Annotated in this window: 14 protein-coding genes and 2 pseudogenes; 2 read left to right on the top strand and 14 right to left on the bottom strand. The window is 60.8% G+C overall.

Annotated features, from left to right (window positions below; all coding sequences use genetic code 11):
• Nucleotides 1-38: 38 nt before the first annotated feature.
• The 3 genes from lon to M3P27_02605 all read right to left on the bottom strand — a co-directional run bounded on the left by lon (nt 39) and on the right by M3P27_02605 (nt 5971).
• Nucleotides 39-2459: an endopeptidase La gene (gene lon, locus M3P27_02615; protein MDP9267201.1), complete on the bottom strand. Its 2421-nt coding sequence runs from the start codon at nt 2457-2459 to the stop codon at nt 39-41.
• 291 nt (nt 2460-2750) lie between these two features.
• Nucleotides 2751-4961: a DGQHR domain-containing protein gene (locus M3P27_02610; GenBank protein ID MDP9267200.1), complete on the bottom strand. Its 2211-nt coding sequence runs from the start codon at nt 4959-4961 to the stop codon at nt 2751-2753.
• An 89-nt stretch (nt 4962-5050) separates the two neighbouring features.
• Entirely contained in the window at nt 5051-5971 is a 921-nt protein-coding gene (locus M3P27_02605) for an HNH endonuclease (GenBank protein ID MDP9267199.1), read from the bottom strand.
• A 248-nt stretch (nt 5972-6219) separates the two neighbouring features.
• Between M3P27_02605 and M3P27_02600 the strand changes: the two genes are divergently transcribed.
• Nucleotides 6220-7707, top strand: a complete 1488-nt coding sequence (locus M3P27_02600) for a cytochrome B6 (GenBank protein ID MDP9267198.1) — start codon at nt 6220-6222, stop codon at nt 7705-7707.
• A 51-nt stretch (nt 7708-7758) separates the two neighbouring features.
• Here M3P27_02600 and clpX read toward each other — a convergent pair whose 3' ends face one another.
• The 3 genes from clpX to tig form a co-directional block, all read right to left on the bottom strand.
• On the bottom strand, nt 7759-9048 hold the full coding sequence (clpX, locus tag M3P27_02595; GenBank protein ID MDP9267197.1) for an ATP-dependent Clp protease ATP-binding subunit ClpX: 1290 nt from the start codon (nt 9046-9048) through the stop codon (nt 7759-7761).
• A 53-nt stretch (nt 9049-9101) separates the two neighbouring features.
• Complete coding sequence (gene clpP / locus M3P27_02590; protein ID MDP9267196.1) at nt 9102-9689, bottom strand: ATP-dependent Clp endopeptidase proteolytic subunit ClpP; 588 nt, start codon at nt 9687-9689, stop codon at nt 9102-9104.
• A 90-nt stretch (nt 9690-9779) separates the two neighbouring features.
• On the bottom strand, nt 9780-11195 hold the full coding sequence (gene tig / locus M3P27_02585; protein MDP9267195.1) for a trigger factor: 1416 nt from the start codon (nt 11193-11195) through the stop codon (nt 9780-9782).
• Between the two features lie 223 nt (nt 11196-11418).
• On the opposite strand from tig, the gene M3P27_02580 reads away from it, so the two are divergent.
• Nucleotides 11419-12147, top strand: a complete 729-nt coding sequence (locus M3P27_02580) for a uracil-DNA glycosylase (protein ID MDP9267194.1) — start codon at nt 11419-11421, stop codon at nt 12145-12147.
• A 182-nt stretch (nt 12148-12329) separates the two neighbouring features.
• On the opposite strand, the pseudogene M3P27_02575 reads toward M3P27_02580, so the two are convergent.
• From M3P27_02575 to M3P27_02540, 8 genes and pseudogenes are all read right to left on the bottom strand, one after another.
• Nucleotides 12330-12419 (bottom strand): annotated as a pseudogene (locus M3P27_02575) (LysE family translocator).
• Nucleotides 12420-12440: 21 nt separating this feature from the next.
• The gene (locus M3P27_02570; GenBank protein ID MDP9267193.1) at nt 12441-13265 is read right to left on the bottom strand and encodes a GNAT family N-acetyltransferase; all 825 of its coding nucleotides are present in this window, start codon (nt 13263-13265) and stop codon (nt 12441-12443) included.
• A 641-nt stretch (nt 13266-13906) separates the two neighbouring features.
• Nucleotides 13907-14263 (bottom strand): annotated as a pseudogene (locus M3P27_02565) (transcriptional regulator).
• Nucleotides 14238-14576 carry a type II toxin-antitoxin system HigB family toxin gene (locus M3P27_02560; GenBank protein MDP9267192.1) on the bottom strand — a complete coding sequence of 113 codons (339 nt, stop codon included), beginning with the start codon at nt 14574-14576 and terminating at the stop codon, nt 14238-14240. Before M3P27_02560 ends, M3P27_02565 begins: the two are co-directional and overlap by 26 nt.
• A 138-nt stretch (nt 14577-14714) precedes the next feature.
• Nucleotides 14715-19664, bottom strand: a complete 4950-nt coding sequence (locus M3P27_02555) for a PAS domain S-box protein (GenBank protein MDP9267191.1) — start codon at nt 19662-19664, stop codon at nt 14715-14717.
• Nucleotides 19665-19804: 140 nt separating this feature from the next.
• Nucleotides 19805-20266, bottom strand: coding sequence for a nuclear transport factor 2 family protein (locus M3P27_02550; protein ID MDP9267190.1), 462 nt, complete (start codon nt 20264-20266; stop codon nt 19805-19807).
• A 23-nt stretch (nt 20267-20289) separates the two neighbouring features.
• Nucleotides 20290-20676 carry a nuclear transport factor 2 family protein gene (locus M3P27_02545; GenBank protein MDP9267189.1) on the bottom strand — a complete coding sequence of 129 codons (387 nt, stop codon included), beginning with the start codon at nt 20674-20676 and terminating at the stop codon, nt 20290-20292.
• A 182-nt stretch (nt 20677-20858) separates the two neighbouring features.
• Entirely contained in the window at nt 20859-21650 is a 792-nt protein-coding gene (locus tag M3P27_02540; protein ID MDP9267188.1) for a hypothetical protein, read from the bottom strand.
• Nucleotides 21651-21709: the final 59 nt, after the last annotated feature.

The following is a 21709-nucleotide window of genomic DNA, read 5'->3' as shown; positions in this document are numbered from 1 at the left end:
TCTCGGTACTCGGTACTCGCAACTCGGTACTCGCCGAGTTACTGATGCGCCGCGGGCGCGTCGCCCGTCGGCGGAGGCACCGGCAGCGCCGCCGCCTGCGTCTCGTCGGGCAGCGGCGTGGGCAGCGGCTTTTCCAGCGCGATGCGCAACACGTCGTCCATCGACTCCACGCAGTGCAGCTTCATCTGGTTGCGCAGGTTCTCCGGCACTTCGGCAAGATCTTTCTCGTTGTCCTTGGGCAGCAGGACTTCGAAGATGCCGGCACGATGCGCGGCGAGCAGCTTTTCTTTCAGGCCGCCGATGGGTAGCACCTTCCCGCGCAGCGTGATCTCGCCGGTCATGGCGACGTCGCGCCGCACCGCGATCTTGCTCAGCGCGCTGGCGATGGCGGTGGCGATGGTGATGCCGGCCGACGGCCCATCTTTCGGGATGGCGCCTTCGGGCACGTGCACGTGGATATCGAGGCTGCGATAGAAATCGCGCGGCAGGCCAAGCTGCGCGGCGCGCGATCGGACGTAGCTCACCGCCGCCTGCGCCGATTCCTGCATCACGTCGCCGAGTTTGCCGGTCAGCGTCAGCTTGCCTTTGCCCTCGACCACGGTGACTTCGGTCGAGAGGATGGACCCGCCGACTTCCGTCCACGCCAGCCCGGTGACCAGGCCGACCTCACTCTTCTCGTGCGCTTCGGTATCGCGGAATTTGGTGACGCCGAGGAAGTCGTGCACCTTCTCCGCGGTGACGGCGATCTTGTAATCCGCGCCTTCCTTGACGACCTTGCGCGCGACCTTGCGGCAGATGTTCCCGATCTCGCGCTCGAGGTTGCGGACGCCGGCCTCGCGCGTGTATCCCCGGATGATCTCCGCGATCGCCTCGTCGGTGAACTGGATGTTCTTCTCCGTGAGTCCGGCCGCGATGCGCTGCTTGCGGACGAGGAACTGCTTCGCGATCTCGATCTTTTCCGGCTCGGTGTAGCCGTGCAGACGCAGCACTTCCATGCGGTCCTGGAGCGCGGCGGGGACGGTGTGTATCACGTTCGCCGTCGCGACGAAGAAGACCTGCGAGAGGTCGTATTCCACGTCGAGATAGTGATCGACGAACATGAAATTCTGTTCCGGATCGAGCACTTCGAGCAGCGCCGCAGACGGATCGCCGCGGAAGTCCATCGACATCTTGTCGACTTCGTCCAGCATGAAGACCGGGTTCTTCGTCCCCGCCTTCTTCATCATCTGGATGATCTGGCCGGGAAGCGCGCCGATGTACGTCCTCCGATGCCCGCGTATCTCCGCCTCGTCGCGCACGCCACCCAGCGACATGCGGACAAACTTCCGACCTGTAGCTTTCGCGATCGACATGCCCAGCGAAGTCTTGCCCACGCCCGGAGGCCCCACGAAGCACAGGATGGACCCTTTCGGGTTCTTCACCAGCTGGCGCACGGCGAGGAACTCGAGGATGCGCTCCTTGATCTTCTCCAAGCCATAATGATCTTCGTTCAACACCTTCTCGGCGCGCTCGATGGAGCGGATCTCTTTCGACCGCTTCCTCCACGGCACCGCCAGCAGCCAGTCCAGGTAGTTGCGCGAGACGGTGGACTCCGCCGACATCGGCGGCATCGCCTCCAGCTTCTTCAACTCCTGCAGCGCTTTTTCGTGGACATCTTTCGGCATCCCCGACGAGTCCACCTTCTTTTTCAGCTCGTCCCACTCGCTCTTCTCGCCGCGCCCCAGCTCTTTCTGGATGGCCTTGATCTTCTCGTTGAGGTAATACTCTTTTTGCGCGCGCTCCATCTGCCGCTTCACTCGCGACTGGATGGTGCGGTCCATGTTCAGCTTCTCGATCTCGATGTCGAGCACGTCGGCAATGCGGTTCAGCCGGTCGCCGGGATCGAATATCTCGAGCAGCTCCTGCTTTTCTTCGATGGATAGCTGCAAGTTCGACGCGATGGTATCGGTCAGCTTCGACGGATCTTCCATGCGGACAGCCGCGATCATGGTCTCGTAATTCAGCGACTGGCAAAGCTTCACGTACTGTTCGAACAGCCCGGTAACGCGCTGCATCGCCGCCTCGACCGCAGGCGTTATCTCGGTGCCATACTTCGCCGTCCGGACGGTGGCCTGGAAGTAGCCTTCGGTGTCGACGACCTGCAGTATCTTGCCGCGCTCCACACCCTCGACCAGCACCTTGATGTTGCCGTCAGGCAGCTTGAGCGACTGCACGATGTTGACGATGGTCCCCACCTGGAATATCTCGGTGGGCTTGGGTTCGTCGACGGACGCGTCATGCTGCGTCGCCAGGAATATCTTCTTGTCGGCGGCGAGCGCCTCTTCGAGCGCGCGCACGCTGGATTCGCGGCCCACCACGAACGGCGTCATCATGTAAGGGAAGATGACCACGTCCCGGATCGGCATCATCGGGAGCTTCCGCGTCTCGAACTTTTCCTTGGTCGTGGTGGGTGTGGTCATTGGGTTTCTCCGGGGTCTCTAGCCACTAGCCACTAGTCACTAGCCACTGCTCGTAACCTACTACGTCTGTACCCAGCCCGCAACCGGGTGAAATCCTTATGAAATTAATGCTCTTGACACCGGGCTCGGCCAACGACCAAACACCAAAGACCAACGACCGCCTTTGAGCCACTAGCCACTAGCCACTAGCCACTGTCCACTGATCTCGCCGTCTACCTCGCTGCCGCAGGCTCCGCGCGCAGCAGAGCGAAGCGCCAAAGAAAGAGAGCGTTTGCGCGCACCGGTGTGCGTTCACGCGTGGCTTGCAACGCCGACTTTTGAAGCCTGTCCAGTGCCTTGGATCGCTGGCTTCAACACACCCGCGTCGAGCATGTGAAGGATCTCGATGATTGCGCGTTTGTAGTCGCTCTTCGCAAGTTCTTCTGGATTCGCTAAAGCCGGTTTTTCGGTCAGTTCCTTTAGGAGGTTGATGGCGTCCTGACGCTTTTCTGGTCTAAGAGCCCTTAGATTGTGGTCCCAGTAATTTCGCAGGTTATCCAAGTTTCGTATGGGTTGGCTTTCGACAATGCTTCCGAGACCAAGGGCCTTCGCAAGTCGACTACCCTCAGGGACATTCTTGCCGCCGCCGCCTTCCACAACTTCCTTATAGAGTTCGTTGACTAAACCCCAAAAGGCGTCTTGGTCAATTTCTTTCTTCCTGAACCTCTTTCTGAAAATCAGGTAGTCAAAGCTCGGGAATACACCCTCCTTCGTGTGTCCCGCGGCGATACTGTTGCGATTCAGTTGATACATTGCTAAGGCGAGATCATTCGCCGCTCTAAATACCTGCTCGTCCGCACCACTTCGATTCGGGAAATCGGGGCTATGGCCGAGCTGAATCAACCCGCTCATCTCATCGTCCGTTTCGCCAAATCCAGCCTCGGCGACTCTCTCAGTTCTGAGGTTGGCAAGCTCAGCGGCACTCTTCTGCGAGTAGTAGGAGTACAGACATTGGAAATACTTCTTGAGAGTTTCCTTGACCTCTTGTCGATTCTTGATCCAGCCAGGCGCCCGTTTTCCGGCTTCCACTCGAAGGATCCGACCGAAAACCCTCATAGTTGGAACAATGCCTACGTTTGAAAACATAAACTTCGCGTTTACTGACCCATGATCGGCACCCAACTCCTTCAGCACGGCGAACAGAGACCCAATCCATTGACTCAATAGCTTGCGTTTCTCAGATGCATCGCCCGCGCACTGCGCGACCAGACCGCCATCCTTGGTTATCAAGCCCAATCGTTTTACTTCCGTGCATATCGTCCTGAACGTGATTGGTCCTTTAGATTGGAGAGTAATGTTCGAAACGATTCCACGGAGCGTCCCCGCTTCAATGAGTCCCTCGATAACTTGGGCAATAATGGATAGAAAATAATTGCCGTCCGATTCGTCGTAAATCTCCGGGTACAGTTCCCAGAGCAGATTTTGGGGCACAGGCTTCTGCTTACTGTTGATGTCGACAAACATGCTTGCTGCATCCAAGGCCTCCGACTTCTTGTAAGCAATTACCTGAAGTATGTGCCGTTTGTCGGGCTCAACCTTCGTATACGCGTACAACCGATGCTGACCGTCGATCACCTGGATGGAGTTCGGCTTTGAGGGCAAGCGGAGCGTGCCAAGGCGGATGTCTTCATGGGCGTCCTCCTCCTTACCCGCAAAGTCAAAGTGCTCGCCAGCCGCCGGCTCAAATGCAACCACAATCGGCGTTGGAAACGTGTGGTACTGCTTCACGTATTTCGCGATGTTTGATAGGCGCTTCCCGTTCAGCATCCGTTGGTATCCCTTTGGCCCATCAAGCTCACGATGCGACACGAAGCTGCGAACGAGGAGGTCGTTCGGGGTAGCAGCGAACGAAAAGACGACGCGTCCCTTTCCGATTTTCATCCGCATAGCTGGGACGGAAATCTCTTCAGGTGAGACAAGTCTGGGGAATGTGCGCGCCCAGAACATTCGCTTGAGGCCCACGCCCGATTGCTTCTCGAGCGCCAGGAAATAATCGAGTCGTCGGTTATCTAATAACGCAATTCTTCTCTCTTTGACCTTAGCAAGGAGCGGAGCGCTTACCTTTTCCAGGTCCCGCACAATCAGCAGACACTCAAGGCGATCGACCTGGTACATCTCGCTCAAGGCATTCTTGAGTGCAGCTTTGACCTCCAAGACCCGCTCAAATCTGTGCAAGTGGAAAGCCGGGTCATCACTGTCGCTGCACTCCAATATGACCCCCCAATTGGGAAAGATTGCGAGTGCGTCTGGACTGGGAACAGCCTTCTGGATGAGAACCTTGGGATCTCGATCGAGTGTCATTAATGTGGGGCCAAGACTGTAAAGCAAACACCAAGCCTTATTCTCGAGCTTGACGCCGGGTCCGAGCTCTTCAGTCGTGGCTAATGAGTTCTTCCGCTCTTTGTATACGGACCGGCTCTTGACCTTCTTGGCGAGTTCAAGACTCTCTACCACTTCCACCATGTCGCAACCTCGAAGTCGGCGTTCTTGACCGCGGACAGTACCTCTGCTTGACTGCAGGATGCAATCAGAAAAGGGAGTATGGAGGTCCGTCACGGCCGAAAAACGGACACATTGTGCCACGCGAGAGAATCGGCAGCCGGCCGCAACTGCCGCAGCTCCGGCAGATTTATCTCCCGCCCGTGCATCGCGTAGTAATCATCCCCGTTATTGAACTCTTCCCGGATTTTGTTGCTCACTTCGACCTTGAACTCAGGCGTAACCGTGATGTATCCCCGATCAAAGAGCGTGTGAGTGTCCTCTCTTAGCAGCAGCCCGTTCGTAGGCGAGTGCGTTCCACCCTGCGCGAACGGTCTAATGTGCGCAGCTTCGAGGATATGAAGGATGTGCGACGACGATAGCGCACAGCTACGCCGATAACTGTCAGCCACCACCACCCGAAAAGCTCCCTGCCCCAGGCGGGGAAGACAGATCTGCGGCGTGCCGTATCGCTCCGTTTCTACCAGTACGGATTCATCCGGGATTGGCACCGGATTCGCCAAGCGATACTGCACCTCCTGCCATATCTCCGCGCCGCGCTGCTCCGTTGTGTCGTAGCCCTTCCCGCGAACAATGGGCTTCGACCAATCGGTCACCGGGATCCAGTCTGGCTCCGCAAAGAAGAATGGCTGCTGGAGAGCGATGCAGCCAACAACTTCCTCACCACCGATTCGCTCCGTCCCTTGGCGGTATTTCCAGACGCGCTCGCGCATCTCGTCGAACGACTGCGCTCCGTTCTTAGTCCCAAATGCTTCCCAAGCGAAACTGATCGGCAATTGGCTGAACGTGCTGAAGAATCCACCGCCGACGATGAAATTGCGCGGGCTGTGTAGCTTGAAAAGCAGTGGCTCGCCTGGGGCGAGGGCACGGAACTGCGTGTTGCCGGACGGCTGCCAGAAGTTCACTTCGTCCGGCTTTTGAGCGGATAAGCAGGTGAACCAATCAAAGTCCGTGATGGCGACGTAGAAGCGCACGCGGGAAGCACTGTAGTCCTTCGCGCTCCTGTGTCAAGATGAGCTGTTAATTTGTTCCGATTTCAGAACAAGACGGAGCAAAGGGTGGAGAAGTAGTGCCTACCACCGATACCCCCGGCCCGCCCCTCCACCGGAGACACTCCGTGCCTCCGTGTCTCCGTGGTGGGTGTTGATTTTCCAAAAATAACGCATCCCTGCGCCCGCTCCGCACATCCCTAACGGGAAATCCGCGCAAGCTGGAGGTTCTGATGAAGCGCAACACTCCTCGGGCCGCGTACCTGACAAGCTCCCTCCTCATCATCTTCTGTGGCGTGCTGGCGTTGTCGGCGCAGCAGCCCGCTTCGCAAACAACGTCCCAGCCGTCCAGTCAAAACAAGCAGCCCGCGCTGCGCATCGCCGATGAAGCCAGGCAGCAGGGCGTCGCGTTGCGTGGCGAGACCAGCTACATCCCTTCCATCGAGGGGGATTTCGTTACCGTGATGCGGAAGATGGAAGCGGCGAAGCCGGCGCTCGGAAAGCGCGCGGCGGCGCTGCTCGCCGAACGCTACGATCTGAGCAACCGCGCGGCCGCGGGCGTCACGATGAGCCGCGGCAAGGCGGTGCAAGAGGGCGTCCGGGTGAAGCTGCCGGCGGGCGTGACGTGGCAGCAGCTCGCGGCGATGTCCCCGGATGAGATCCGCCAGAAAGGCATTTTCCCGGCGGGCTTTCTGCCGCTGCCGCATCCCAACCACGACGAAGGTGGCATGCTGTTCCCGCAGTTCCAGATCGATGAGGTGAAAAAGCAGACGGCGCGCGACCTCACGCGCTTCGACCTCGATTTCGATATTCCCGATCACTTCCTGCCTGAGTTTCCCGCGCCCATCTTCCTGACGACGCGTCCTGATCTGGGTGACGTCTCGCAAGGGAAGCTGGTCACGCTCGACAATTTCTACGACTTGTTCAACGGCATCCTGAACCCCAAGCAGATCGATGGATTGCGCTTGCTCGTCTCGCCATTCGCGCAGCAGCAGTTCAACCTCACCGCTGACCGGCGCTCGGTGAAGCCCAGCCAAGGCGTAGCGTGCTTCGACTGCCATCAGAACGGCCACACCAACGGCGCCACGCATTTGGTGGGTGACATCCGGCCCCAGCACTTCCGCCACCGCATCGAGACGCCCTCGCTGCGTGGCGTGAACGTGCAGCGCCTGTTCGGCTCGCAACGCGGCCTGAAGACGGTGGAAGACTTCACCGAATTCGAGCAGCGCGCCGCTTATTTCGACGGCGATCCGGTGATCGCCACCAAAAAAGGCCTGAACATCCTGGACCGCGGCAGCCAGGTACACGACATGGCTGAGTTCCAGGAGCTGCTCGACTTTCCTCCGGCGCCGAAGCTGAACGTGCTGGGCACGCTGGACGAGACCCGAGCCACGCCAGCGGAGCTGCGCGGGCAAGCTGTCTTTTTCGGCAAAGGGAAGTGCAGCCAGTGCCACACGCCTCCGTATTACACCGACAACAACATGCACAACCTGCAAGCGGAGCGTTTCTATTCCGCGAAGATGATCAACGGCATGCTGGCCGCGGCGGACGGGCCCATCAAGACCTTCCCGCTGCGCGGCATCAAAGACTCCCCGCCGTACCTGCACGACGATCGCCTGCTCACACTCGAGGACACGGTGGAGTTCTTCAACGTGGTGCTGGGCACGAAGCTGACCGACCAGGAAAAACAAGACCTGGTCGCGTTCATGCGCGCGCTGTAGCAAAAATAAAAAGGGCCGGCGAGTGTGCCGGCCCTTTCTAAACGATTTTGACTACCCCGCCTTCTCCATCTGGGCAAGGGAGATATCGCGGTTGTCCACCATCTCCTGCGTCACCTCGAACTCCTTGATCTTCTTCTGGCTGGGGAGGTGATACATGAGGTTGAGCATGAGCTCTTCGAGGATCATGCGCAGGCCGCGCGCGCCGACTTTGCGGTTGAGCGCTTCCTTGGAGATGGCGCGCAGTGCTTCGGTGGAGAACTTGAGCTTCACGTTCTCGAACTCGAACAGGCGCTGGTACTGCTTGACGATGGCGTTCTTCGGCTTGGTGAGGATCTCGACCAGCGCGCTCTCGTCGAGGTCGTTGAGCACGCCGACGACAGGGAGGCGTCCGACGAACTCAGGGATGAGCCCGAACTTGATCAGGTCCTGCGGCTGCGCTTTCTGCAGCATCTCGGTATCGCGGCGATTCGGCGGGATCTCCTGCTCAGATTGCGGTTTGCCGTCGGCGCCGGTGCCGGGAGAGCGGAAGCCCATGGTCTTCTTGCCGACGCGGCGTCCGATGACTTTTTCGAGTCCGACGAAAGCGCCGCCGCAGATGAACAGGATGTTGGTGGTGTCGACGGGCGTGAACTCCTGGTGCGGATGCTTGCGTCCACCTTGCGGCGGGACGTTGGCGATGGTGCCTTCGAGGATCTTGAGCAGCGCCTGCTGCACGCCTTCGCCGGAGACGTCGCGCGTGATGGATGGGTTCTCGTCCTTGCGGCCGATCTTGTCGATCTCGTCGATGTAGATGATGCCGGTCTGAGCGCGGCCGACGTCACCGTCGGCGGCCTGGAGCAGCTTGAGGATGATGTTCTCGACGTCCTCGCCGACGTAGCCGGCCTCGGTCAGTGTGGTGGCGTCGACGATGGCGAAGGGGACGTCGAGCATCTTGGCGAGAGTTTGAGCGAGCAGCGTTTTGCCGGTGCCAGTCGGACCAATGAGCAGGATGTTCGACTTGGCCAGCTCGACGTCACTCGTGCGCTGGCGGTTCATGTGGATGCGCTTGTAGTGGTTGTAGACGGCGACGGCGAGCTTCTTCTTGGTCTGCTCCTGGCCGATGACGTACTCGTCGAGGAAGACCTTCACCTCGGGCGGCTTGGGAAGATGATTGGGCGCGGCGGCGGTATGCGTCTCGGCGCGATCGTCTTCGAGGATGGAGTTGCAGACCGCGACGCACTCGTCGCAAATGTAGGCCCGCGGATAATCGCTGGGCGAGGAGATGAGTTTGGCGACGGCGTCTTGCGATTTATGGCAGAACGAACAACGAAGTGCTTCGTCCGTACCTGTGCGGGTCTTCACTGTGAGCCCTCCCTACCTTAACCCGTTCCCGATCGCGTGCGCGTGCGGTGACTTCATCTGGGGGAGGAGATGATGTCGTCGACGATGCCGTACTCTTTGGACTGTTGCGCGTTCATGATGAAATCGCGCTCCACGTCCTTCTCTACTTTATCTAATTTCTGGCCGGTGTGCTTGGCTAATAGCTGATTTGTTATTTCCCGCATCCGGAGGATCTCGCGGGCGTGGATATCGATATCCGTCGCCTGCCCGCTCAGGCCGCCCATGGAAGGCTGATGGATGAGGATGCGCGAATTGGGAAGCGCAAAACGCTTCTTCGGCGCGCCGGCGCAGAGCAGCAGCGCGGCCATGGAGGCGGCTTGTCCGATGCAGATGGTGGTCACGTCGTTCTTGATGAACTGCATGGTGTCGTAGATGGCCATGCCGGCGGTGATGGAGCCGCCCGGAGAGTTGATGTAGAGCGAGACATCCTTTTCGGGATCTTCGGCGGCGAGGAAAAGCATCTGCGCGATGATCAGGTTGGCGATCATGTCATCCACGGGCGTGCCGAGGAAGATGATGTTGTCGCGGAGCAGGCGGGAGTAGATGTCGTACGCGCGCTCACCACGGCTGGTCTGCTCGATGACCATGGGGACCAGTGCCATTGGAATCTCCTAAGTTGCCTACACCTCTCCCCGACGGGCTGGGCCTGTGGGGGAGTGAAAAAAGTGCGCGCCGCTGCTTACTCTGCAACCCTACGCGGAACGGTGCAAAAGGAATTCGAGTGCTTTTTCGTTGCGGATCCTGTCACGGATTCTATCCAGCGCACCTTCCTTGGTCAAACGCGCGCGGATGGTCTCCGTGGGCTGCTGGGCCTGGGACGCGATGATGGTGATCTCTTTGTCCACGTCTTCGTCGGAGACTTCGATCTTCTCCTGGTCGGCGATCTTGTCGAGGATGAGTGAAGCCTTCACCTCGCGCACGGCGGCGTCGCGCTGCGCGGTGCGCAGGCGGGTGAAATCGAGCTTGCGCATGTCTTCGGTGCGCATCCCCTGGGCGGCCAGAGCACGGAGGCCCCGTTCCAGGCGCGCGTCCACGGCGCGCTCGACCATGGAGTCTGGCACGGGGAAATCGTTCTTCGCGACCAGTTCCTCGATGAGCTTTTCCTTCACATGGTGCTCGGCCTGGTGCTGCTTCTCGTGTTCCATGTTCTCGCGGATCTGCTTGCGCAGGGCGTCCACGGAAGTGAAGTTGCCCACCTCTTTGGCGAAGTCGTCGTTCAACTCGGGCGTCTGCTTCTGCTTCACCGACTTGACCTTCACGTGATAGCTGACGGTCTTGCCGGCCAGGCGCTCGTCGCCGAAATCCTCGGCATACGTCACGTCGAAGGAGCGCTCGTCGCCGGCAAGCGCCCCGGTGAGATGCTGGGAGAATTCCTTCACCGTGTTCTCGCCCCCGACCTCGACCAGGACTTCGTCCACGCTGATGGGCTGGGTTGCGGGCTGGGTTGCGGGCTCGGTTGCGGGCTGGTTTGCGGCCTTTGTTGCGGACACTGTTTCGGACTCTGTTGCGGGCTCTGTTTCGGACTTGCTCTCGGACGTCGCGTCGGTCGCAGGCGCTTCAGGCTGCGCGGCCTCCTTGGGCGTGCCGCTGAAGCTGATCTCGGCGAAATCGCCGGCGGCGATGGCGCGGTCGTCGAGCGTCTGGTAAGTCGCGGCTTGTTGGCGGAGCTGGTTCAGGGCGGCGTTCACTTCGGCTTCGGTGACGTTCGTGTCCGGCTTCTCGGGACGGATCTCCTGATAGCCCGAGACTTCGATGTCGGGAAGCACCTCAAATGCTGCCTTGAACTGGAGGGGCTGGCCTTCTTCCATCTTCAAATCAGTGACGTGCGGCTGCGAAACGGGCTGCAGCTTCTGCTTCTCGACCTCGGCGCGGAAGGCGCGCGGGATGAGCGCCTCGACCACTTCGCTCTTGATCTCTTCGGCGAAGCGGCTGCGCACCACGCCCGCCGGGACCTTGCCCTTGCGGAAGCCGGGGATACGAGCCAGCTTGGAGTATTTCTGGATGACGGATTCGGTCTCGCGGCGAACGTCTTCCGCGGGGATCTCGATGGAGAGCTCGCGCTGGCAGGCGTTCGGAGCAGCGGGCGTGTCGGTCTCAGGTGAACTCAAGTGGACTTCCTCAGGTGGGCGTTCGGACCACAGCTCAACCTTATGACTATAAGGTTGGGGATGGAGCAGGGTCAAACGGCTTAGGCTCGGCGGCGAGCGCTGGTGAGGACGAGCGAGACGTTCGCAGATCCTCCGCTCGGGCGCTTCGCGCCCCCGACTAAAGTCGGGGGTCTACCGAGCCACTCGCGAAGGATGACATCATCGTGGAATTAGAATGGAGCTAATGCAACCGGCGTGGCTCCTCCAACTGAATCAGGAGATCGTGGCGTGCGAGCGGTGTCCGCGGCTGCGCGAACACTGCGCGACGGTCGCGCGCGAGAAGCGGCGGGCTTATCGCGACCAGGAGTATTGGGGCAAGCCGGTGCCGGCGTTCGGCGATCCGGAGGCGCGTGTGCTGATACTTGGATTAGCGCCGGGCGCGCATGGGTCGAACCGGACGGGGCGTCCGTTCACCGGCGATGGCTCGGGATACTTCATGTATCCGGTGCTGCACGAGACCGGATTCGCGTCGCAGGCGGAGGCGGTGCGGCGCGATGATGGGATGAAGCTCACCGGCGCGTGGATCACGTCCGTCGGCCGCTGCGCGCCGCCGGCCAACAAGCCCACGACGGAAGAGTTGGCGAACTGCGCCCCGTTCCTCGATCGTGAACTTGCCGGGTTGAAGCAAGTCCGCGTGGTGGTGGCGCTGGGGAAGATCGCGTTCGACGGATATCTAGCGCATCTCAAGCGGCGCGCCTTCAAATTCCGCAAAGCTGATTATGCTTTCAGGCACGGAGCGAAGTATCAGATGCCGGATGGGAAGACCTTGCTGTGTTCCTTTCATCCCTCGATGCAGAACACGAACACGGGGAAGTTGACGCGGGCGATGTTCGTGAAGGTGTTCGAGGCGGCGCGGGAACTGGCCCAGAACCCACCACGGAGGCACGGAGTCACGGAGAAGGGCAGGGGCTAGGACGAGGCGCGGGAAGGAAACACGCAAGTTGGGCCAAGGATTTCCGTTCGGTCAACCAGCTCTTCGCGTCCTCGATCGGTCGGGGATAGGCCCTTGGCCTCCCACCCTTTGCTCCGCCATAACCCCGGCTCCGCAAAGGATGGGGCACCCGAGCCTTCGCTCTTATCGAGGGCCACCCGCCCAGTGAGCAGGATCAGAGCCGTATCAAGCCCCGGCGTGATTGTCAAAACCCCAGCCGCAAGTGTGAATGCTATAAGCGCGTGTCCCGACACTCATAAGATTACCTAAGAGAATCAACCGAATTCGGGTCCGAGCACCGCACCCATCAGATTCGGCATGCCCCGGTGGTCATTCCGCCCTCGATACATCCGCGTCAGAGGACGCGAAAACGTGAACCCACGGGATTTCACTAATGGCAGCGACCATTTCGTTTCCTCCACGCAATCGACGAACACCCTTCGGCGTGACTCCTGCAGGAATCTATCCAAGAGCGTCGCCGCCGTTCCCTCGCTGATCGCGACCCACGGGCCGAGCTGATCCGCTAGAGAACCGTGTCGACCGAACGTGTAGCCTTGGATCTCTGAACCTCGACGCGAGACCAAAGCAAGCTCCGGCGCTGCTTCTCTCAACCAAGCCAAGAGCATGCTCCTGTCGATGCCGAAAACATCGCGATCTAGCGAAAAGACATCTTTCAAATCAACGGGCTCGCCATTAACCGCCCGCTCATGAGTGGCACGCGTGAGCGCCCAGCGCTCGACCTGATATTCAGGAATAAACCCTAGCTTCTCGTACAGCGGTCTGCCGGCCGGGGTGGCATCGAGTTTGATTGACGCGACTCTCTTCCCATCGAGATGAGCGATCGCTCGTTCTAGCAGCCCAGTACCGATCCCGTGTCCTCGGTGGGCCGAATCCACTAAGACCATGCCCACCCAAGAAACCTTTCCCTCGTAAGTAATCGTCGTGACGGTGCCCACAACGGTGTCGTCAAGCAATGCAACGAAACACCCTTCGGGACCTGCAGCAAGCAATCGGTGCCAATCCGCGTCGGTCTGGTTCCACCCTGCCTCGTCCTTCATCCGCATCGCCGCCGGGATGTCAGCCTGCGTCATCGCGCGCATTCGCTCATTCACGACGAATACTCCTATCGAGTCGCGGCACAGGAATTATGGACGCCATCCCAGCGGAGAAATGTTTGGGGGACTTTGATTCCTGGTGCGTCACGTCATGCGAATTCCTGCGCGATGCCACGGGTTTTGTCTTAGCCGGGTGCCCCACACAAGCTGGTTTTGCTTGTGTGGGAGCGAGAATCTTCTGGGAGAAGGATCTTGTCAAGCTCCTCTTTTCATCGATTTCCCGCTAACTTGAGCCGGTTTACGGGGCGGGTGGCCCACCCTTTCTCTGAGCGAGGGTATATCGTGGCCCGAATCGAAACTGCGGGTGCCCCATCCTTTGCGGAGCAGGTTCATCGCGGAGCAAAGGGTGGGAGCGAAAATCTAGTCTGGAATATCCGAAGGCTTTTCATCTCCGAACGATCCCGAAGGACTCGCGGAGATAGTCCTAGGCCTCCCACCCATTGCTCCGCCAAACCCCGGCTCCGCAAAGGATGGGGCACCCGAGATCTCGGGTGGGCCACCCGCCGTTACGAGAGAAATGGTGGGGCCGCCCGCAGGCGATTGTCTCAAGCAGATCGGCGGAACGCGGAGGTCTTCTTGCTGCGATTGGACCGCTGACTTTTGGCGGCGTTCAATCTCTTGCGATGGCGCGAAGGCTGAATCAACACCTCCGCCGGGATCTCAAACCGGGTGTGAAGTTTACGAATCATGTTTAGAGACAACTGGCGATCGCCCCGCATCACCTCATACACCCTGGTCCGCTGACCTATAACGCCGATCAAGGAACGGTAGTCTTTGCCCTCTTGCTCGAGGCGAAACTTGATCGCATCAATCGGCTTCGGAAGATCGATTGCGTAGTGCTCCCTCTCGTACCCCTCGAGCAAAGGCACGAGCACGTCCAACTCGTCGCCCTCAGCCGTGCCCGAGGCCGAACCCCAAAGGGCTTCCACTCGACGAAGCGCTTCGTCGTAGTCTGACTCACTTCTGATCGGCTTTATCTCCATATTTCACCGTCTTGGCGTCGATCTCATCGTATTGCTGGTGAGTTCCCAGCCACTTTATGAATACTATGTGCCTCCCATAGTCAATGGCGACCACAAGCCGATAGCCGTTGCCCTTAATGTTGAAAACTACGCGATCATCCCCAACGATACTGGCGTTGCCATAGCTGTTTTTCACGTCGGCAGGCGTGCTCCAAGTCGCCGCATCTGCCTCGTGAAACCACGAATCCAATGCGGCCTTCACCGCCTTGGAATCCTTACTGCCCCGCAAAGACTCAGTGAACTCAATAAGAGTCCGACGCGCAATCACTCTCACGGACAGCATCGTACAGGATGGACCCATGATACACGTTGTACCCAAAATGGGTACAAAGAAAATCTCGGATCCCAGATGTCCGCTGGTCGCTCTACCATCGTTCGCGGGCGGGGTCGCCTGCCTCCTCACCAGCAAGACTCAGGCCTTTGCGGACCTGGTCGCGGGTGGGGCGTCGATTACTTCGCGGACTTTGCGTGCCAGCGATTCGTTAGTGAAGGGTTTTTGCAGGAACGAGCTGCCGGCGGTGAGCACGCCGTGATGGACGATGGCTTCGTCCGTGTATCCCGACATATATAAGACGCGCATCTCGGGGCGGATCCCCAGCAAGCGCTGCGCCAGTTCGGTCCCGCTCATCTGGGTGAGGACGACGTCGGTGAGCAGCAGCGCGATCTTGCCGTCGTGGCGTTCGCAGAGCAGCAGCGCTTCGCCACCTTCGCGCGCCTGCAACACGGTGTAGCCGCTGCGATGCAGCACCTGGCGGATGAGAGCGCGCACGCCGTCTTCATCCTCGACCAGCAGCACGGTCTCGTGGCCGCGGTGCGGATCGGCGGCGATGGCGGGCCGGATGATCTCAGCGGCGGCGTCCACGCGCGGCAGGTAGACCTTGAAGCTGGTGCCGATGCCGATCTCGCTGTATGCCCAGATGTAGCCGCCCGACTGTTTCACGATGCCGTAGACGGTGGAGAGGCCGAGGCCGGTACCTTTACCCGATTCCTTGGTGGTGAAGAAAGGCTCGAAGACGTGCGAGAGCGTGACCTGGTCCATACCCACGCCGCTGTCGGAGACGGCGAGCATCACGTAGTTGCCGGGCTTCACGGTGGCGTGTTCGCGGGCGTAGCCCTCGTCGAGTGTGACGTTCACGGTCTCGACCGTCAGCTTGCCGCCCTTGGGCATGGCATCGCGCGCGTTGACGGCAAGGTTCATGATGACCTGCTCGATCTGTCCGGGATCGGCGCGCACCGAACCGATCTTCTGGTCGAGCACGGCGAACAGGTCGATGTCTTCGCCGAGCAGGCGCTTGAGCAGCTTGTCCATGTTGCTGACGACGGCGTTCAGGTCGATGACCTTGGGCGCCAGCACCTGCTGGCGGCTGAAGGCGAGCAACTGGCGGGTGAGCGCGGCGGCACGATCGGCGGCGCGCTCGACCTCCTCCACCTCGGCGCGCATGGGGTCGGCGGGGGAGAGCTGGTCGAGCATGAGTTCGCTGTATCCCTTGATGACGGTGAGCAGGTTGTTGAAGTCGTGGGCCACGCCGCCGGCGAGGCGGCCGACGGCTTCCATCTTCTGCGACTGGCGAAGTTGCTCTTCAAGGCCCTGCCGCTCGGTCACGTCTTCCGCGATCATCTCGAAAGCTTCGGCGACGCCCTGCGGGCTGAGGATGGCGCGTCCACTCAGCCGCACGATGATGGAAGTTCCATCCTTCTTCTTCCAGCGCACCTGCTCGCTATCCACCGTGGTGCTGGCGGCGTACTCGCGGATGAGCCGCATGCGATCTTCGGGATCGTCGTAGACATCGCGCGCCAGCGAGACGCCGAGCAGCTCGCCGGTGGAGCCGTAACCCAGCATCTGGACGAGCGCAGGATTCACGTCGAGGAAGCGGTCTTCCACGCTCGAGCGGTAGATGCCGTAGACGGCGCTCTGCACCTGCGAACGATAGCGCGCTTCCGAGATCCGCAGCGCTTCCTGGTTGCGCTTGTGCTCGATGGCGGAGGCGACGTTTTGCGAGACGAAAGTAAGGATCTCCTTATCCTTCTCGGTGAAGCGGACTTTGTCGTCGTAGCTTTGCAGCACCAGCACACCGAAGGTATGAGCGCCGTTCTTGAGCGGGACGCCGAGCCAGTCCACCGAATCCACGCCCACGGCCTGGACCTCGCCGCGGCGCAACAGGGCATGGAAGACTTCAGGCGTAGCGAGCAGCGGCTGTCCGGTGCGCAGCACGTACTCGGTGAGTCCCTGGCCGGCGGGGACGGACGCGGTGGGCTCGGGGAAGTCGTCGATCTCGTCGACGGCATACGGGAAAGTGATGGTGTGGCTGGCGGCATCATGCAGCGCGATGTAGAAGTTGCCCGCGTACATGAGCTCGCCGACGATGCGGTGGATCTCGCGATAAAGCTCACTCAGATCGCCCACGGTAGAGGCCTTGTCGGCGATGCGATAGAGCGCGGCTTGCAGCGCTTCGGCGCGCTTGCGCTCGCTGATGTCCACGGCGGTGGCGAGGATGGCGCGCTCGCCCCCGAACATCACGGTGCCGGCGGAAAAATCGAGCCAGCGCTCCTCGCCGCTCTTGGTGACCATCTTGAACTCGTAGGCGCTGGGAGCGTCTTCGCCGCGCAGGCGGGCGGCGGCACGCTGTTTCAGGACGGCGCGAAACTCGGGATGCACCAGGTCGAACGGGTGCATCTGCATGAACTCTTCGCGCGAGTAGCCGGAGATCTGCTCGGTGGCACGGTTGACGTAGAGGAAGCGCTCGGCGTTGTGGATGTAAATGCCGGTGCCGGCGGATTCGGCCACCGCGCGGAACTTGGCCTCGCTCTCGCGCATCGCGTCCTGGCTGCGGCGGCTCTCGATGGCGCTGGCGATCCGCCGTGAGACGAAGGTGAGGATCTCCTTCTCCTGCTCGCCATAGCGGATGTTGGGCTCGTAGGTCTGGAGCGCGAGCACGCCGAAAGTGGTGTCGCCATTCTTGAGCGGCACGCCCATCCAGTCGAGTGAGGGAGCGCCCACGCGGTCGACGTCGCCGCGCTGTACCAGTTCTTCCAGCATCTCCGGCGTGGCGAGCAGCGGCTGGCCGGAACGCAACACGTATTCGGTGAGCGCGCGGCGTCCCTTGCGCGGCTGCGGCGGCGGATCGACTTCGTCCACGAAATAAGGAAAGCTGACCATGCCGGTGGCGGCGTCGGCGAGGGCGATGTAGCAATTGCGCGCGTACATCAGCTCACTGAGGATGGCGTGGATCTTGGGGTAGAGCGCGTCAAGATCCTCGGCGGAGCTGGCCGTCTCGGCGATGCGATAGAGCGCGGATTGCAGCCGGTCGGCGTGGCGACGCTCGGTGATGTTGCGCGCATTCACGATCAGCCCAGTGACCTTCTCGCCCTCGAGCAGGCGATTGCTCACACATTCAAAGGTGCGCCAGCTGCCATCGGCGTGGCGGACGCGCAATTCGACCGCGGGACTGCCTTCGGGATCGTGCAGTCCCAACTCGAAGGCTTGGAGCGCGGCGGCGCGGTCCTCGGGATGGATGAAGTCGAAGACGTTCTTGGCGGAGAGCATCTCGGGCAGCGCGCCGATCTGGCGTTCGGTGGAAGGGCTGGCGTAGTGGACGGTGCCGTCGGGATCGAGCACGACGATGACGTCGGATGAGCTTTGGATGAGCGAGCGGAAGCGCTGCTCGCTCTGCGCCAGCGCGCGCTCGGCCTGCTTCTGCTCGGTGATGTCGCGATAGATGGCGTAGACGGCGACCTGTCCGCCACCGACGTTGATAGGGGTGCCGAGGATGGAGACCTCGACCATGGAACCGTCTTTGCGGCGACGGCGGGTATCGAGTGCGGCCATGCGTCCGCGCAGCACTCTGTTGCTCACCTCAGTGGCCTCGGCGAAGAGCTCGGGCGGCACGATGAGCTCGTCGATGCGCTTGCCCAGCGCTTCCTCAGCGGTGTAGCCGAAGGTGCGAACGAACTCGCGATTCACGCGGATGACGTTGGCATCGTTATCGAGCACCACGATGGCTTCGGGAGCGCTCTCGAAGAGCTGCTCGAGATATGCCTTCTGCACCTGCAGGTTCGATTCCACCGCCTTGCGCTCGGTGATGTCGACCATGGTGCCTTCGAGCACGGCGGAACGCCCATCTGGCGACTTGACGACGTTCATGTTCTCCAGGCACCACACGGGCGCGCCGTCTTTGCGCTTCAGCTTGATCTCGAAGGCGGTGAGCGAGCCCGCGCGCAGCAAGGTCTCCATCAACCGGTCACGCTCTTTGGGATCGAAGAAAAGCTCGTTGGTGGAGTGGCCGAGCATGGCTTCGCGCGACTCGTAGCCGAAGATGCGGGCGAAAGCGAGGTTGCAATCGAGCAGGTGCCCCTCGATGGTGGAGCGATAGACGCCGGCAAGATTGCGCTCGAACGCGAGACGATGCCATTCCTCCGACTCGCGCAGTGCTTCCTGATTGCGCTTCTGCTCGATGGCGCCGGCGAGCTGCTGCGAGACGAAGGTGAACACCGCCTGCTCGCGCGCGCCGAAACGCTGCTGTTGCTCGTAGCTCTGGATGACGAGGGCGCCGTAGGTGGAGTCGCCGGACTTGAGCGGCACGCCCATCCAGTCCTGCGAGAAGGTGCCGACGAGCGTGATCTCGCCGCGGTTGTGCAGTTGCTGGAACGTCTCCGGCGTGACCAGCAAGGGCTTGCCGGTGCGGATCACGTAGTCGGTGAGTCCCTTGCCCAGCGGACGCGGCGCGGGCATGGGATCGAACTCGTCCACGAAGTAAGGGAAGCTGAGGCTGTCTTTGGCGGCGTCGTACACGGCGATGTAACAATTGCGCGCGTACATCAGCTCGCCCAGGATCTTGTGGATGGAAGCATAGAACGCGGGCAGGTCTTCGGCGGAGCTGGCCGTCTCGGCGATGCGGTAGAGCGCCTGCTGCAACTGCTCGGCCTGCTTGCGCTCCGTGATGTCAAAAGCGATGCCGAGCACGGAAGGCTGGCCGTCGAAGTTGATGAGCTTGGCGGTGAGATCGACCCAGCGCTCGGAACCGTCCTTGGGGAGGATGCGCAGCTCGTAGCGGCTGGTCTCAAGCTCGCCGCGCTGGCGCGCGGCGGCACGCTCGATGATGTACTTGCGGAACTCAGGATGTACCAGATCGTAGAAGCGGATCTGGTAGAGCTCGGGAAGACTGTAGCCGGTGATGACTTCGGCGGCCGGATTGCCGTACACGAAATTATCTTCCCGATAGATGAAGATGGCGCAGGGAGCGGTCTCGGCGACGGCTTGGAACTTGCTGTCGGCGTCGCGAACGCTGAGCGCGGCCGTCACCTGCTCCGCCACAGCAAGGGCTGACGCTCGCTGCGGTGGAGCGGAACTTTTCTTTTCCGCCATCGGGTCCGGGTGCTCCTGATGCGCAGCCCGTGGGAGCGCGCATCTCGAGGGGGAGCGAGCAACTTATACTCCATTCCCCGAGAGGGAAAAAGAGCAAAGTGGGAATCAGGCACCGGAGCGGGCAGGCTGCGGCACCATGGTCACTGCGCCAGTGGGTGGCTTCCGACGCTCCAATCGAGCAGCACGATCTTCCAGCCACCGTTGCGGCGCTCCAGCACGTATGCCGACCAGACCACGATCTCGGTCTTCGCGCCGCGGCGTACCGTTTGCATCGTCGTTTTGCTGTAGGCCCAAGCCATGTCGCCCTTGACCGTGGTTTTGATGAGCTCAGTCTTTGAAGGTAGGGCCGGCTCCCGCATCTCGGGAACGAGATGGTGATCGCGGAAGTCTGTCCAGCCATCGTTGCGCCCACCATTCTCGAGCACGACGATGTCGTTGGCGACGACCTTCTCGATGAGGGCGAGCTTGCGTTCGCGCAGTCCCTGCTCAAAGGTGGCGATGGTGTACCTGGCGACGGCGTCTGGCGGCTGCTGCGCTGCCATCGGGTGCCCGAGGGCAAGAAGCAGAATCGCGGCGATCGTGCGAATCAACCTGTCCATCATCGTGATCCCTCCTGTGCGTCCTGCTACTTGCGAATGAGCCCTTCGCCGGTGCGTGGCGCTGTCGCACCGAGATAACGCGCCGCTAGCTTCCAATCCCTACCGGTCCTGTGCCACACGTCCACGGCGAGACGGGCGTTGCCGCTAGGCGAGGATGTGCAGACGAAGCTGATCACCGCCGTGTCACCGAACAACCGCGGCATGAGCTGCTCGACGGCGCACGCGACAGCAGAGCCATGCGCAGCGTTCCCCAGGAAGTCGTCGCGCAAGGTGAGTTCCGCCGGGCGACCGCTCTCGCGCAGCTCGAAATCTTTTGCCAGCAGCGTATCCAACCCGCTGCGGTCGCGCGCCCGGAGGGCATTATTCAGGCGGCCTTCCAGCTTTCCGAATCGGTCGGCGGCGAGTGTAGGCATGCCAGTAGAGGTCACTTGTCCCAGAAGAGCGGCCGGGGCAACAAAAAAGACCGCGCACGTAAAGGCGATCAGACTCGAATGGATCGACGGTCGCATCGGAAAACCTCACTCGAGACACGATTCTACAGCGCAGGGAAAAGAAAAAGGCCGCGCCCGGAAGCGCGGCCTGTAATGATCGAGGGCTACTCCTGATTCGGGTTGCCGCGGGGCTCGGCCCAGGTTACGTGCGTAACGACCTTGTTGCCGCCGCCGAAGTCCTGCACGTATTGAGACTCACGCCCATTGGCAGACTGGCGGACCAATTGTCCCCAGTTCTTCGCGTCGCCCATGTCGATGCTGTTCATCGCGGGAGGCATCTTCACCGTCTGCCCGACCGTCGTGGTGCTATCGAGGTGCGAGTAGATGATCGCGAGCTCGTCGTAGTCGTGCTTGTTGGGGTACTGGTTCGAGCTCGGGTCGTTGGTGTAGTCCATACAGGTGCCGAGGTTCGGATTGTCGAATGTGGTGTCCTGATGGTCGAGGCCGATGGTGTGACCGACCTCCTGGCAGGAGACCAGATTGCGCCACGCCGGCGTGTTGTAAGTGGCGGTATTGAAGTAGGTGTCGTTCAGCTTCACCGTGCCCTGCGTGATGTGCGTGCCGCCGGTGATCCAGATCTGTGCAACACCCAGCCAGCCCGTATTGCCGTAGGTCGAGTTGCAGACCTCGACGCGTCCGCTCGTCGGACGGCAATTACGCGAATTCGCTCCGCCGGTCACCTTCGTCATGTCGAGGACGGTGGAAGCGCTCCAATCGGAGATGGTGGTGTTCAGATAGCTATCCCAGGCGGCGCTGACGTTGTCGCCGACCTTGAGGTTGAACGGGTTGCTTGTGCGTGCCCAGTGATAGCCGCCCCAGGAATGGGTTGCGTAGAGAGCTGCCGGCACCGCCACGATGGCGATGAGCAGCACAACGACTAAAGAACGTCGAAACATTCGGTTTTCCTCCGAGATTTGGAAATGGTGCGAGCCGTACGCCGGTTCCTTACAACCCC

The organism is Acidobacteriota bacterium (genome assembly GCA_030774055.1).
Taxonomy (GTDB): Bacteria; Acidobacteriota; Terriglobia; order Terriglobales; family Acidobacteriaceae; genus JACPNR01.
The sequence above is the reverse complement of the archived record's forward strand: the minus strand, read 5'-3'. Positions and strand labels throughout refer to the sequence as shown.